This window comes from Microcoleus sp. w1-18aA5 (assembly GCF_036701705.1).
Lineage (GTDB): Bacteria > Cyanobacteriota > Cyanobacteriia > Cyanobacteriales > Microcoleaceae > Microcoleus.
On the sequence record NZ_JAUPTE010000117.1, the window covers coordinates 1 to 14815 of the forward strand.

The following is a 14815-nucleotide window of genomic DNA, read 5'->3' on the forward strand; positions in this document are numbered from 1 at the left end:
AAAAAGGCGATCGTTCCTTGTAGTGCAAGGGTTTGTGAGATTTGAACATTCCCCCTACTGGGGGAACTTCAGATTAACGATCGCCCCCACAGACTCATGCTGCAACAAACCGGTCAGCATTTTCACAGGCCGCTCCCCGTAGGGCCACGCGAAAGCATGGCGGAAAGCGGCCTCTTGACACGCTTGCAATTGCCGAAAATCAATGATATCCAAAGTTAACAAATTCTCGTACTCGAAAGGCAATCGCACGTTGTGCAATCCCGCGTTGTCGGTACAAATGGCAATATCGACACCAGCTTCAAAACATCGATCGAACACAATCTTCAATTCGCGCATATCTTGCAACGTCCCCGTTTTGAGATAGGTAGTTGGGCAAACCTCCAAGCATTGACCCCTGCGCGCGACTTCTGGCAGCAATTCGGGATATTTTAACGGAATTTGAATCCCGTGGCCGATACGCATCAGATAGGGCAGAAGTTCGGGATAACAGCCAGAGGTAGTTTCGTAGAGGTGGCCGGTAGTTTTGATGCCGATCGACCTCGCGTACTGGTACAATCCGACAAACTCCTCCAAACGATCGCCTATACAATCATCGCCGCCAGCTATATCGATCGCACAAACATATTCTCCCATCCCGGCCGCCAAATCTACGATCGCCCGATTCACCTCATAGGGTAAACGCGAGTGCATACACAAAATTTGGCTAGTAACAATCGGACAATCGCTAATTTGACTTGCCTTGCCCACAACTTGTACAATTTCTGCCATCAAATCAATGCGTTCTGACTGATTCAAATGTTCTGGAGTCCGCAAATAAGGCGTATAGCGCAACTCCAAATAAGCCAGATTTTCAAACACGTAAGCGCCCCGCATCAACCGATAGATGAAATAAGGCAACGTCTCAACAGTTTGAACGCTTTCTACCAGCGTGTGCAGTTCCAAATACTCATTGAGAGTATTGCGCGGACGAGTGTAAAACTCCTCAAACTCCGAGTATTCTTGAAATCGATTAACCATCTCAGCATTGTGGCGATCGAAATACCGCCACAGCACCCTAGGAACGACAGAACCACCCAGATGGCGGTGCAACTCAGCGTGTAAAGTCATGCGATTTTAGATTTTAGATTTTAGATTTTAGATTGAAAGAATTGAAGGATTGAAGAATTGAAGGATTGAAGAATTTGTAATTTAGTCCTATACGCATCAGTGGTCAGAAACCGGGTTTTCCCACATACCAGCCAACAACCTCCAGCAGGTAAACTGTTCCACATTTAAGCTGCACATTGGATTCCCATAAAAACTCATCAAATCCTCTCTCATTCTCCCCTCTCCCATTCTCCCCCTATGGGGCTCTCCCTTCCCAAGTCCCCCGATAGTGCTGGAAGTGGGTTGATGAGAGCAATACAGCCTCACGTCTTTCAATTGTAACAAAAATTTATTTGACATCCGGGACGCATTCGTACATAATCGGAGATTGTGTCAACCTGAACTGAACGCGAGAAACCCTTGGCTAACGTAGTTGTGATCGGCGCCCAGTGGGGCGATGAAGGAAAAGGCAAAATTACCGATTTGCTCAGCAAATCCGCAGATATCGTTGTCCGCTACCAAGGGGGCGTCAACGCCGGTCACACCGTGGTAGTAAACGGTCAGACTTTCAAGCTGCACTTAATTCCCTCCGGAATTCTCTACCCTGATAAAGAGTGTATTATCGGCTGTGGCACGGTCATCGACCCGAAAGTTTTAATTGCAGAGTTAGATCAGCTAGAGGCACTGAATATTTCGACAACCTCCCTGATGATTTCGGAGACGGCTCACGTAACGATGCCCTATCATCGATTAATTGATGTAGCATCGGAAACCCAGCGGGGAAATTATAAAATCGGGACGACGGGACGCGGCATTGGCCCTACTTACGCCGACAAGTCGGAACGCACTGGCATTCGGATGCTAGATTTAATGGACTTGGAAGGGTTGCAAGAACAATTGGAATGGACGATTAATTGTAAAAATGTCCTTCTCGAAAAACTCTACAATTTGCCGCCTTTAAATCCGCAAGACGTAATTGATGAATATCGAGTTTATGCCGAACGTTTGCGGCCGCACGTAGTTGATAGTTCCCTGAAGATTTATGAGGGACTTCAGAAGCGGAAAAATATTCTGTTTGAAGGCGCGCAAGGCACTTTATTAGACTTAGACCACGGTACTTATCCTTACGTTACTTCCAGTAATCCCATCGCTGGCGGTGCTTGTGTGGGAACCGGAGTCGGCCCAACAGCGATCGATCGCGTAATTGGCGTAGCAAAAGCTTATACAACCCGCGTCGGAGAAGGCCCCTTCCCTACTGAAATGGTAGATGGAATAGGAGCAATTTTGGGCGAGAGAGGTGCAGAATTCGGCACGACAACGGGCAGAAAACGCCGCTGCGGTTGGTTCGACGCGGTAATCGGCCGCTACGCAGTCCGCATCAACGGCCTTGACTGTCTGGCAATTACCAAACTAGATGTGTTGGATGAATTAGAAGAAATAAAAGTTTGCGTTGCTTACGAAATTGACGGCGAAAAATGTGTTGATTTCCCGAAAAGTTCCCGGATATTTGCTCGGTGCCAACCTATTTACGAAACCCTTCCCGGTTGGAAACAGTCTACGGAAGAGTGCCGGAATTTGGAAGATTTACCACCGCAAGCTTTGAATTATCTGAAGTTTTTGGCAGATTTGATGGAAGTGCCGATCGCGATCGTTTCTCTCGGAGCCAGTCGTGACCAAACTATCATTGTAGAAGACCCGATTCACGGCCCGAAACGCGCTTTGCTTTCTGCAGACGGTACTCCAGCCTAACCATTTTAAATTGGGAAAGAGTGAGGGGGAGATTGGGAAAGTTGGACATGCCGAGATTCGGAGAATAGCCAAATTCCCAATTTCCAATTCCCAATTATTATCAAATATTTAGCTAATTTAATTAAGTTCGATCGCTTTAGCATAAATTTGATAAAATGTAAAAACAATCAGCAGAAAGTCATAAAATGGAACTCGCAGTAGAATGTCAAAAGCGGGCAGAAGGCAGCAAACCTAACGCCCTCCGCCGCTCTGGATTGATTCCCGCCGTCCTCTACGGTCACAAAGGCTCTGAATCCATTTCCCTTACCATCAAAGCCAAAACAGTTGAACACCTGCTCAAAAAGCACGTAGTCAACAATGCCCTAATTGACCTCAGCATTCCCGACCTCTCTTGGAGCGGAAAAACCTTGCTCCGGGAAGTTCAAGTTCATCCTTGGAAGGGCTATCCTTACCACCTGAGCTTTTTCTCCGTGGCAACTCAAGACAGCCTGGAAGTTGAATTGTCACTGCGTTTTGTTGGCGAACCCGTCGGCGTCAAGTTAGAAGGCGGCATTTTGGATACCGTGCTGACGCAACTCTCAGCTAAGTGCAAACCTGACAGCATTCCTGAAGCAATTGAAGTAGATATTTCTCATTTAAAGGTTGGGGATGCGCTGCACATTCACGAATTAGTTTTGCCTGCAGGAGTGGTAGCTCTCGGCGAACCCGATCAGGTGGTTGTTAGCGTGCTGGGAATTCAAGCAGGTTCTGAAGCAGAAGACGCAGAAGAAGAGGCAGCAGCAGCTTAATTAGTAATTGCTAATAGTTGTTAACTAATTAATTGTTGAAAAAAAAGGGCGATCGCTTTCTCCCAAAAGGGCGATCGTTTTTTGCTAAAAAGGCTATTTTCGTTTAGGTTCGATCGCACATCGGGCGCCGTTTGTTTTGTAATATTTTTTTAGGCGGGTTCCTTTGCCCAGTCCACAACAAAGCATCCCACAAGCAAGAACCTGCCGTGTTTACTTTCCTTTACAACACGGGCGATCGACCCGAAGGTGAAAAAGTCTGGACTGGCGCGCAAATCTCCCAGAAACCGTACTGATTCTTACATATTTAGCCGTAAAATCAAAAAATTAGCCGAGAATCCCGGTTCCTCACCAGCACCGGGAGTCAAAAAAATTAAGAATTGGGGGAACAAGTCCGGTTCTGTTAGTGTCAAACGCGAGTATAATTGTGAAACGTTTTGACTACCCTATTTAATTCCTGCCTCTGGAGCCGCCGCCCATATGCCATCAACAGTGAATACAGAATCAACAGCGGTTCAATTTAACCAACAGGGAGAAACATACTTATCCCAAGGAAAAATAGAAGAAGCGATCGCCTCCTGCGAGCAAGCTTTGAAGATTCACCCCAATTTTGCACCAGCTTACAAGACTTTGGGCAACGCGCTGCAAGCTCAAGGCAGGATGGAAGAGGCGCGGCACTGGTACGCTAAAGCGATTGAAATAGAACCGAATTTTGCGGAAGTATATGCGAATTTGGGCAGCCTTGGCGCGCAACAGCAAAAATGGCAGGAGGCGATCGGATTTTATCAAAAGGCGATCGCGATTAAGCCGAATTTCGCGGGAGTGTACCGGAATTTAGCAAAAGTATTCGGACAAATTAGCAAACCGGAAGAAGCCCAGCAGTGCTGGTATCAAGCATTTAGTTTGGAACCAGAAAAAGTAGCGCCTGGGGAACACTTGAATATGGGCGATGCTTTTTTTCGGCAGGAAAAATTCCCCGAAGCGATCACTTGTTACGATCGCGCTATAAAATTAAATCCTAATGTGGCGACGGCTTACCAAAATTTGGGCGAAGCGCTCAAAAAACAAGGCAAGTTAGAGGAAGCGACAGCATATTATCGCAAAGCTATTGAACTGAACGCAGCTAATGCGAGAAATGGCAGCGAGGGAGAGCAAACTTTGGCGGGTGCAACTACGACAAACGGTGCAGTTAAGCAGCAGCCTGCAGCAACCGCAGTTAAGCCACCAGTGCAGCAGGCAGTGCAGCCGCCAGTTAAGCCGCCAGTTCAGCAGGCAGTTAATTCTACAATTAATATAGAAGATCCAGAAGCATACAAAATACTGGCAGAAGGCTATTTTGCTCAGGGCAAATTGGAACAGGCGATCGCAGCTTGTAAGAAGGCGCTGCAAATTAAGCCGGAAGCGCCGCTTTACAAAATGCTGGGCAACGCGCTGCAAGCTGGCGGGAAAATTGATGAAGCTAAAAGTTGCTATGTCAAAGCAATAGAAATTAACCCTAATTTTGCCGAAGCTTATGCTAATTTCGGCAGCATTTGCGCGCAGCAGGAACAGTGGCAGCAAGCAGTTTCTGCTTACGAAAAGGCGATCGCCCTGAAACCAGATTTTGCCGGTGCTTTCCGCAATTTTGCAAAACTGTTAACTCAGTTAGGAAAGTCGGAGGAGGCGGCTGAGGCTTGGTATCGAGCATTTGCGATCGACCCGAAATCCGGCACCGCCGAGGAACACGAAAATTTAGCCAAAACTTTGCTCGAGCAAGGTAAGGTAGACAAGGGAATTGACTGTTACCGGCGCGCGGTTGAGTTGAACCCAAATGCTGGCGCAGCTTATCACGAATTGGGCGAAATTCTTAAGGGTCAAGAACAGTGGGAAGCGGCGGTAGAAGCTTACACTAATGCCATTAGAAACAATCCCGATCTTTCTTGGTCGCACAACAATTTAGCTGAGTCGCTGGTTAAGTTGGAACGGTGGGAGGAATCTGTAAATGCTTACCGCAAGGCGATCGAATTAAATCCTGATTTTAGCTGGTCTCACAACAATTTAGCCGATGTGTTGCTGAAGTTGGAACGGTGGGAAGAAGCTGTAGAGTCTTACCGGAAAGCAACAGAATTAAATCCAGATTTCAGTTGGTCGCACAACTATTTAGCAGACGCGCTGATTAAGCTGGGAAGGTGGGATGAGGCAATTTCGGCTTACCAAAGGTCGATCGAACTCAATCCTGACCATTTTTGGGCGCACAACAATTTAGCAGAAGCGCTGGTGAATTTGGAACGTTGGGATGAGGCGGTTGTGGCCTACCGACGTGCTAACGAAGTTAATCCGAATTTCTTCTGGTCGCAGAGCAAATTAGGCGACGTGCTGCTAGAAATGGAAAGGTGGGAGGAAGCGATCGATGTTTACCGACGCGCGGCCGAGTTAAATCCTGATTTTCCGTGGACTTATTACAACATGGCAACGGCTTTTGAGAAGCTGGAACGGTGGGATGAGTCGATCGCCGCTTACCGCCGCGCTGCGGAAATTCAGGCGGATTTGCCGTGGCTTTCGCAAAAGTTGGCTGATGCTTTGAGGATGCGATCGCAGTGGGATTTGAAGGAGGCGATGCGTTTGTACCGGCGCGCTATTGAGGAGAATCCTGATGACGTGCAGTTGTATCACAAGGCCCTGGAGATTGCGCCGAATGATGCTGACCTTTATGTTGAGTTGGCTAATGCTTTGGTGCGGCACAGTTGGCCGGATGGGGCGATCGTCTTTTATCAGATGGCATTGCAAGTAAATCCCGAATGTGGTGAGGCGCACTTGCAGTTGGGGTTGCTTTTCGCGCAAAAGAATGATACAGATCGGGCGATCGCTTGTTACCGGCGTGCTATTGAGGTTCAACCAAATGAGTATAAATCTTACCAATTGTTAGGGGATTCTTTGAGTGCAAAAGGTCAGCGGGAGGAAGCGATGAACTGTTACCGTCGCGCGATCGAGCTAAAACCTGACGATCCGTATATCCATAACAATTTAGGGGATATGTTGCGACATCAAGGAGATGTGGAGGGAGCGATCACTTGTTATCGCCGCGCGATCAAACTGAAACCAGATTTCTCATGGTTCCACTATAATTTAGGGGAAGTATTGACTAAGAAAGGGCAAATAGATGAGGCTAGTTCTTGTTACCGTCACGCCTTAGAGCTAGAACCCAAGATTTTTTAATTAGACCGCGAAGTGGTATACATTTCGCAGCCTAATGTGGGATAATAAATATTATTACTTTACCAAAGTCAATCGAATTTAGAGAAACTAAAATGACACCGGAAGAAGCTCAGCGTCGAGAATCCAATATCCAAAAGACTTTATCTATTCATGCTCAAAGCGACAAGAGTTATCTGTGGATGGCCTATTGGGTAATCTTTGAACGTGAAGCAGATCCCGATGGATTAGAAGGTTGGTTAAACGATATCAAGGCTGGTTTGAATCGAGCTGATGTCATCCAAAAGATGGTTGAGTCAAGTGAATTTCAAACACGCCTGTCAGGTGAAGCAAGCAGCGTATATATTTTAGACCAGAAACTTCCGCCAGCATGAAAATGGTGAGAACACTGCTGCCACCTGTTATAGTCTTGTTACGGTTGAGAGTTGGGCTATGTCAACTTAAAGCTCTCTAATTCTTGTTGAGCAATCATCGCTGCTTGTTTCCAAGCTTGAGCTTGTGATTCAAATAACTTTTTCTCTTCTATTGTCCTCATAATATATTCCAGGCGATGTCTAATTTTTTGACCAATAACCTCTGGATTGAATAAAGACCTAATCTCCTTAGCTGCTCTCGCTCCTACTTGCTGTGCTTGCGGATAATTTTCACAAACATACTGCATAAGCGAAGCTGTATGATCGATATCCGGCTCAGCCCAGATACTACCTTTTGGGTAAAGTCCGTAAGCTTCAGTAGTTGCCACTAAATCGTACTTTACCAAAAAACTATTGCCGACATTCATAAAATCGGTATTGGATGAATAGGCGGTAGCTATGACTGGCTTGCCGTAATACATTGCCTCTGCCATAGTCAAACCAAAACCCTCAGCCCGATGTAGCGATACATAGCAGTTACAATTATCTACTAAGCCATGAACCTCTTCCTTGCTCAAATGCCCTTCGATAAGTTGAATTGATCGCCAGTCTTCTGTCATTGCCTTTAGTTGAGCGTACTGATTTTGATAGTAAGGATGAGGTCTAAACTTAATAATCAGTAAAACATCTTCATTAGACTTCCCAAAAGCTTTTTTAAACGCCTCAATGGTAGCAAAAGGATTTTTTCGCTCAAAACCGCTGCCCATGTCGAACATGAACAGAAAAATAAATTTGTCTTTGGGTAGTCCTAAAGCTTCTCTGCCCAATTCGTTGGGCGGTAAATAAATGCTAGGGGGTAATTTGACAACGGGGAGAGGGGAGACAGCGGAAATGGCTTCAGCAGTATAATTACTGTAAGTCCAAACCTCATCAAATCGATTAAAAGCTCCCATCCAAATATCAGGAAATACCGGAAGTTCCCAAATCCAAAAACCTATATTATAGCAATTATTAAAATATTCAGGATCAATAGAATTCAACAAGGACTCGTGTGGGTTGGTATGGACGATATTAATGGGATAAGAATGAGCGCTGGAAAAATTGCTGTATGTAGAATCTAAGTTGCGTTGCGAATCTTCTTTCAGATCCTTGATTGTAAAAGGAAGATTAGCTGCTTCTATCGCTCTGATAGTTCCTCGCACACCCCCGCCCAAGCCAAACTCGCCACTCACATGACCGATAATATTAACTCCAAACTTAAAATTTGTGTTATTGAACATGATTGAACTCCTAATAACAAATATCTACAGTACATTAAACTTTTTAAGTTTTAGCAAGCCTGTGGTGTTGCGCTAGTTCAGATTGAACTTGTTGTGTTGTCTGCCTCCAAACTTGGGTTTGGGAGTGGGCCAAAGCCGTCTCTTGCTGCATCTGATGGATACGAGTTGACCAGTTTGTAGATTGGTTCATTCTGTTTCTAATGATTTCCAACCGATTTTTGATTTTGATGCCTTGAAGTTGAGGACTCAGTAAAGACTTGATTTCTTGAGCTGCTCTTGCTCCTACTTGCTGGGCTGCTTGGGGATTTTCAACAACATACTGCATTAATGATGCTGCATGATCGATATGGGGATCTGCCCAGTAATTACCTTTAAAGTAAGGCCCATAATCTTCTGTCAGCGTCACTATGTCATATTTTACTGGAAAACTATTGCTGACATTCATAAATTCCATATTAGATGAGTAGCCAGTCGCAATTACGGGTTTGCCGTAGTACATAGCTTCCGCCATTGTCAAACCAAAACCTTCGGCCCGGTGCAGGGAAACATAGCTGTCGCAATTGGCAACTAAAGCATGAAGTTCTTCTCTCTTTAAATGCCCATCTATAAAATGAACTGGCCAGCCTGCTGCTTGCGCTTTGAGTTGGTCTCGTTCTTTCGGGAAAAAGCTGCCATTAGAAAACTTGAGTACCAGTAAGACATCTTCATTCGATTGAGCAAAAGCTCGCTTAAATGCCTCCAAAGTAGCAAAGGGATTTTTGCGACCTATGGTACTGTGGAAGTCAAACATGAACAAAAAAATAAATTTGTCTTGGGGTAATCCTAATGCTTCTCTCTCAAATGACGGTTCGGGAAATTCAAGGCTGGACATCATTTTAATCACAGGGACGGGGGATACGGGCGCGATCGCTTCAGCGCAGTAATTGCTATAAGTCCATATCTCGTCAAATAAAGAAAAAGCGTACAGCCATCCTGGAGGAAATATCGGCAGTTCCCAAGCCCAGAAGCCAATATTGTATCGACCTTTAAAGCATTCGCGATCAACCATGTTGAAAACCATGGGTTCTGGCAGAGTGTGGATCAGGTTAATCGGATAGGGATTTTGCTCGGAAAAACTTGTGTAGCTGTTATCTAAATTTCGATGCCAATGTACCTTAATATCTTTCAGTGCAAAGGGAATTCCAGCCGCTTCGATCGCTCGGAGAGTGGCCCTCGAACCTTCTCCCAGACCATATTCACCGCTCAGGTGTCCAATAAAATTGATGCCGAAATTAGAATCTATTGTTTGATTGAACATGGTTCGTTTTTTAATTAAAAAATATCTAGAATAAATGGTTGACAACTAAGTGCTATTGTGGTTGAAATTAAGAGTATTTTGCTAACTCTTTCTGTACCTGCAATGCTGTCTGTCTCCAAGCTTGGGCTTGGCGAGCCAATAGATCTCTTTCTGTCTGAAGTTCATGGAACCGATTTGACAACTGGGTATGATTGAGATGTGCCATGATAAATTCAAGGCGATTTTTTATTTTTATACCTACAGCTTGAGGATTTAATAAAGACCTGATTTCCTTGGCTGCTTTTTTTCCTGTTTTCTGAGCTTCCTGATAATTCTCAAATACAGACTGCATGAGAGACGCAGCATGATCGATATCTGGTTGGGCCCAGACACTACCTTTCGGGTAAGCTCCATAATCTTCAGTAGTTGTCACCAGTTCGTATTTAACCGGAAAACTATTGCCAACATTCATAAATTCCATATTAGATGAATAGGCGGTGGCTATTACTGGTTTGCCGTAGTACATGGCTTCCGACATTGTTAAACCGAATCCTTCAGCCCGATGCAGAGACACATAACAGTCACAACTATTAACCAAGCCGTGAATCTCTTCTTTTTGCAAATGTCCGTCTATAAACTGAAGAGATGACCAACCCTCAGCTAAATCAATTAGTTCCTGTCGCCGTTGTGGAAAAAGATGAGCATTAGCAAACTTGAGAACGAGTAAAACATCTGGATTCGATTTACCAAAAGCCCGTTTAAAAGCCTCAACGGTGGCAAAGGGATTTTTTCGTTCAAAGGAACTACCAAAGTCAAACATGAAAAGAAAAATAAACCTATCTTTGGGTAAGTTTAGGTTTTGTCTTGTTAATAGAGGTTGCGGAAAGGCGAGGCTAACAGGAATTTTGAGTACAGGAACTTGGGAAACAGTCGTAAATGCTTCTGCACAAAAATTACTGGTAGTCCAGATTTCATCAAATAAATCAAAGGCCCACTGCCATTCAGAGGGAAATACGGGCAGTTCCCATAGCCAGACACCTATATTGTATTTGCCTTTGAAATATTCAGAACCAATGCCGGGAAAGTACCCGGCTAAAATCTGCTCAACCCAATTGGGGTTGGTTTGGACTATATTGATTGGATATGGATTGTCGTCGGAAAATTTTTTGTAGCTGGTATCGGAGTTGGGTAGCCAATCTATTTTCAGATCCTTAACCGCCAAGGGAATTCTGGCTGCTTCTAGGGCCCTGAGATTTCCTCTAGCGGCTTCCGCTAGCCCAAAATCACCGGTTATATGGCCGGTTAAATTAACACCCAAAGAATTATTTAGTTGATGATTTAACATTCGTCTTGCTTTCTGCTGAGTAGAAATGTCTGAATAGGGTTGAAAAACGATTTAATCTATGAAGCCTTTTGAATGAGCAGCCCCAAGGAGGTTGTGACATATTTTTCTAACTGAAGCTTTAAGTGTATCTCCGACCAGGGCGGTACGTCTATGTGACGATCGAATGGTCCGCTTCCAGTGTTGTAGTTGAGGACTATTTCGTGTCCTTGGCTTGTCAAATCTGCTGCGAGTCTGTCGATGTCCTGCCGTCGAAACAGTACAGTCTGTTGGTGGTCGATCGTCGCGTCATTAGAAAAAACGTTGAATTCGGTGGTATGTACTGCTATTCCGCCCGGACGCAGACACTTAAGGCTGTTTTTGACGAATTGCAGCCCCAGTTTGATCGAGCCGACGTGCTCGAAAGCGCAAGACGAATAGACAAAATCGAAGCCGACCAAATCAGGAGCTATTTTATTCATGTCCGCTATCCGGTACTTTACCAGTGCCGAAAAGCGATGGGGGGGGACAAATGTCGCGATCGTTAAGCGCCTCCAGGGTGGCTGCATATTGACCGGTATCAGCCCATCCCTGCTTCGTGGCTTCCTCTGAATCTAAGTCTGTGGCCACCACTTCGCAGCCTCGCGCAGCCATTACAGCTACGAGCGGTTCCTTGCCGACACCAAAACCGAGCCCGCGCCTGCCTGGTGACATCATCCCTGTCTCTGACAGACACTGAAGGATATAGGCGTATTCCCACAGTTTTCGATGGAATATCGGCTCATGGGGAAGACGAGTTTCCTGACACCAATAGTAGAAGGCATCTGATCGGCACTGGGCCTCTGTGGCCATCTGCGAGGCGGGATTGGTTAAGCTTGGCTCGTCGCTGACACTCACTGGCTGCCGCTTAACGGTAGTTTTCAGAGGGTCTTGTTGAATCATAATATCACCCATCTCTAATTGCTAATGCATTACTGAGAGCATTCTAGTCCCCTCTTTCCGCTGCTCTCTCAACTTCAATGCAGTTTCATAAAGTTCTATATCTTCCCTATTGAGATCGGCTAGCTGAGCTACCAAATTATTGTCAGCCAACACATTGTTCACATAAGCATGATACCCTGGATATCTATTTTTGTTATGCCAACGATTTTCTACCTCTGGCCAACCTAGCATCTCTCTCAAGTCGCTTATGTCATCTTGAAAAAATTCTTGGATGCCAACAAAGTAAAAATCACTTAGCTTCATTCCCTGAACGCACCTAGACATCAAATTCTGGGTTTCATGCTTCTTAGAAAATTCCAGCAACTCCTGTTTTGTGTGACTGACGTTTTGGAATTTATTCTGAGTCGCCTCACTAGCTATGCTAAGAGAGTGACAGTACGAAGAAATTAGACGCATAATCGGATGCCTCAACCAAACTATTAGTTTCGGCGGTACTGAATACAATAAACACTCTCCATACCTCACAGCAGGAAACAGTCCGTTAATTGCTTTGGTTTTCAGTGTAATAGAGCCTTGTTTCAATATAGTTTCTAATCCCGCTGAGTTCAAATCACAAAAAACTCGCTCTGTACCGTAAACTTGCTGCAAAATCTCACCAAACGCTGTTCCTGCTGTTTTCGGTACGTGGACTGAAATGATTTCTACCCCTGCGGCTGAGGGTAGCAATTCTTTTGCGACCAGTTTCCATACAGATTCAAATTCTGATGAATTTCTGATCGCATCGAGCAATGGCTGGCGCGTTATGTTGCCGTCATCAAAAGCCTTTAGGTAGTTTTGTTTGCCCTCTCTATCTGCTTCGCGCTTCAGGTAAGCACGGTAAGCAGCGTCCAAGAAACCTGAGTTATTGAGGCTCTCAGTTTCTTGTAAAAATGATTCATCCTGGAATAGGGGCAGTTGAATTTCGTTGCCCTCTAATTCTCGCAGCATCCTGATTTTCATAATGTATTCAAGGCGACTTCTAATTTTGCTACCAACATCCTGCGGACTGAGTATAGATGTTACTTCCTGAATAGCTCTAGTTCCTACTTTCCCAGCTTCGTTATAATTTTGAAACACATACTGCATTAATGAAGCTGCGTGATCGATATCGGGATCTGCCCAGATGCTTCCTTGAGGGTAAGGACCATTATTTTTAGGGCTTGTTACTAGCCGATATTTTACCGGAAAACTATTACCTACATTCATAAATTCCATATTAGCTGAGTACCCGGTAGCAATGACTGGCTTGCCGTAGTACATCGCTTCAGCCATCGTCAAACCAAAACCTTCAGCACGGTGCAGCGAGACATAACAGTCACAATTGTTAACTAAAGCATGAATCTCTTCTTTCTTTAAATGACCTTCTATAAAGCTAATTGACGAGTAGCCTTCTGCCTGCTTCAAAAGTTGCTCTCGCTCCTGTGGATGAAACTCTCCATTAGAGAACTTGATGACCAGCGATACATCTTCATTAGATTTTCCAAAAGCTTGTTGAAATGCCTCAATAATAGCTAAAGGATTTTTACGCTCTAATGTACTGTGCAAGTCAAAAATGAACAGAAAAATAAATTTGCTTTCAGGCAATCCTAAATTTTTTCTTTTCAATGAAGTGGGTGGAAAATAAATACTTGGTGCTATTTTGACAACGGGAATTGTTGATGCACGGGAAATTGCTTCAGCAGTGTAATTGCTTAAAGTCCACACCTCATCAAATAGATCAAAAGCATATTGCCAAACGCGGGGCAGTATTGGCAATTCCCAAGACCAATAACCAATATTATATCGCCCTTCAAAATATCCGGATCCCAGACTTTCTATCATGCCATCGCCGGGATTTATAAAAACAAGGTTGGTGGGATATGGGCATTGTTGTGAAAAATCCGTGTAGGTATCGTCTAAATTTCGATGCCAATCTACCTTTATATCATTTAAGGTAAAGGGGATGCCTGCGAATTCCATACCTCTAAGGACGCCTCTTGCTGCTTCCCCAAGCCCATATTCACCGCTGACATGACCTACAAAGTTAATGCCCAAAGAAGAGTTCAGTACCTTTTTTAACATAATTTTTTTGTTGTTGATAATTTGGGCGATGTTTTTTGAGAAAAAACACCTTGGACTGTGGAATTGGTGTAATTTTTAGTGCTTTGTTGCCGATCGCAGCGCACCCTGCTTGCATTTTCTATCTAGAGTCTAGAAAGCGTGACTTTCCAATAAAAGTGCGGCGAGTCAACTCTTTCCATTCCACTGAGTTAATCAGAGAGTTGGTATCAAAATTATACCCTTTGTCTGAAGAGAAATGTGCTAAACTTTCTAACCAGTTCAAGACAGTTTCTGTTGGTGAGAAAGGCGTACACTTGAAAGATTCTTTGAGAAAGTGAGCCATTCCTTTCAGATCGCCTTTGTGATAGGCGAACCACGCCTCCCACAATAAAAATTCGTACTGCGTCTTAGTCTGTACATCAGCCTGCCGGGCGAGTGGCTGAAATTTCAACGTTTCCAACTCTTCCTGAGTCTGGTGCAGTTGAGTTTGAGATTGCTCCAACTCTCCCTGAGTCTGGTGCAGTTGAGTTTGAGATTGCTCCAACTCTCCCTGAGTCTGGTGCAGTTGAGTTTGAGATTGCTCCAACTCTCCCTGAGTCTGGTGCAGTTGAGTTTGAGATTGCTCCAACTCTCCCTGAGTCTGGTGCAGTTGAGTTTGAGATTGCTCCAACTCTCCCTGAGTCTGGTGCAGTTGAGTTTGAGATTGCTCCAACTCTCCCTGAGTCTGGTGCAGTTGAGTTTGAGATTGCTCC

General features: G+C 44.7%; 11 protein-coding genes and 1 pseudogene. 4 read left to right on the forward strand and 8 right to left on the reverse strand.

The features are described 5' to 3' along the window. Positions 1–54 precede the first annotated feature (54 nt). A complete protein-coding gene (locus tag Q5691_RS26105; protein ID WP_333347988.1) occupies positions 55–1107 on the reverse strand; it encodes an adenosine deaminase in 1053 nt (350 codons plus the stop codon). 399 nt (positions 1108–1506) lie between these two features. Between Q5691_RS26105 and Q5691_RS26110 the strand changes: the two genes are divergently transcribed. The 4 genes from Q5691_RS26110 to Q5691_RS26125 all read left to right on the forward strand — a co-directional run bounded on the left by Q5691_RS26110 (position 1507) and on the right by Q5691_RS26125 (position 7186). Beyond that, positions 1507–2835 (forward strand): adenylosuccinate synthase, encoded by a 1329-nt coding sequence (locus Q5691_RS26110; RefSeq protein ID WP_333212988.1) that lies wholly within the window; start codon positions 1507–1509, stop codon positions 2833–2835. Positions 2836–3020: 185 nt separating this feature from the next. After that, positions 3021–3623, forward strand: coding sequence for a 50S ribosomal protein L25/general stress protein Ctc (locus Q5691_RS26115; protein WP_333212987.1), 603 nt, complete (start codon positions 3021–3023; stop codon positions 3621–3623). 477 nt (positions 3624–4100) lie between these two features. After that, positions 4101–6815, forward strand: coding sequence for a tetratricopeptide repeat protein (locus Q5691_RS26120; RefSeq protein WP_333347990.1), 2715 nt, complete (start codon positions 4101–4103; stop codon positions 6813–6815). 92 nt (positions 6816–6907) lie between these two features. Further along, positions 6908–7186, forward strand: a complete 279-nt coding sequence (locus Q5691_RS26125; RefSeq protein WP_333347993.1) for a DUF4214 domain-containing protein — start codon at positions 6908–6910, stop codon at positions 7184–7186. A 56-nt stretch (positions 7187–7242) separates the two neighbouring features. Here Q5691_RS26125 and Q5691_RS26130 read toward each other — a convergent pair whose 3' ends face one another. The 7 genes and pseudogenes from Q5691_RS26130 to Q5691_RS26160 form a co-directional block, all read right to left on the reverse strand. Continuing rightward, complete coding sequence (locus Q5691_RS26130; protein ID WP_333347996.1) at positions 7243–8445, reverse strand: glycosyltransferase family 4 protein; 1203 nt, start codon at positions 8443–8445, stop codon at positions 7243–7245. 43 nt (positions 8446–8488) lie between these two features. Further along, a complete protein-coding gene (locus tag Q5691_RS26135; protein ID WP_333347999.1) occupies positions 8489–9742 on the reverse strand; it encodes a glycosyltransferase in 1254 nt (417 codons plus the stop codon). 67 nt (positions 9743–9809) lie between these two features. Next, a complete protein-coding gene (locus Q5691_RS26140; RefSeq protein WP_333348002.1) occupies positions 9810–11066 on the reverse strand; it encodes a glycosyltransferase in 1257 nt (418 codons plus the stop codon). Between the two features lie 56 nt (positions 11067–11122). Then, entirely contained in the window at positions 11123–11524 is a 402-nt protein-coding gene (locus Q5691_RS26145) for a hypothetical protein (RefSeq protein WP_333348004.1), read from the reverse strand. Then, a complete protein-coding gene (locus Q5691_RS26150) occupies positions 11517–11984 on the reverse strand; it encodes a hypothetical protein (protein ID WP_333348007.1) in 468 nt (155 codons plus the stop codon). Before Q5691_RS26150 ends, Q5691_RS26145 begins: the two co-directional genes overlap by 8 nt. Before the next feature lie 21 nt (positions 11985–12005). Next, positions 12006–14084: a glycosyltransferase gene (locus tag Q5691_RS26155; protein ID WP_333348010.1), complete on the reverse strand. Its 2079-nt coding sequence runs from the start codon at positions 14082–14084 to the stop codon at positions 12006–12008. Positions 14085–14202: 118 nt separating this feature from the next. Then, positions 14203–14815, reverse strand: a pseudogene (locus Q5691_RS26160) (chromosome partitioning protein ParA); the annotation flags it as partial.

Excerpts from the sequence above, each read along its gene's own strand:
- Q5691_RS26105 (WP_333347988.1), bottom strand. The coding sequence starts at position 1,107 with ATGACTTTACACGCTGAGTTGCACCGCCATCTGGGTGGTTCTGTCGTT.
- Q5691_RS26115 (WP_333212987.1), top strand. The coding sequence starts at position 3,021 with ATGGAACTCGCAGTAGAATGTCAAAAGCGGGCAGAAGGCAGCAAACCT.
- Q5691_RS26120 (WP_333347990.1), top strand. The coding sequence starts at position 4,101 with ATGCCATCAACAGTGAATACAGAATCAACAGCGGTTCAATTTAACCAA.
- Q5691_RS26125 (WP_333347993.1), top strand. The coding sequence starts at position 6,908 with ATGACACCGGAAGAAGCTCAGCGTCGAGAATCCAATATCCAAAAGACT.
- Q5691_RS26130 (WP_333347996.1), bottom strand. The coding sequence starts at position 8,445 with ATGTTCAATAACACAAATTTTAAGTTTGGAGTTAATATTATCGGTCAT.
- Q5691_RS26135 (WP_333347999.1), bottom strand. The coding sequence starts at position 9,742 with ATGTTCAATCAAACAATAGATTCTAATTTCGGCATCAATTTTATTGGA.
- Q5691_RS26140 (WP_333348002.1), bottom strand. The coding sequence starts at position 11,066 with ATGTTAAATCATCAACTAAATAATTCTTTGGGTGTTAATTTAACCGGC.
- Q5691_RS26145 (WP_333348004.1), bottom strand. The coding sequence starts at position 11,524 with ATGAATAAAATAGCTCCTGATTTGGTCGGCTTCGATTTTGTCTATTCG.
- Q5691_RS26150 (WP_333348007.1), bottom strand. The coding sequence starts at position 11,984 with ATGATTCAACAAGACCCTCTGAAAACTACCGTTAAGCGGCAGCCAGTG.
- Q5691_RS26155 (WP_333348010.1), bottom strand. The coding sequence starts at position 14,084 with ATGTTAAAAAAGGTACTGAACTCTTCTTTGGGCATTAACTTTGTAGGT.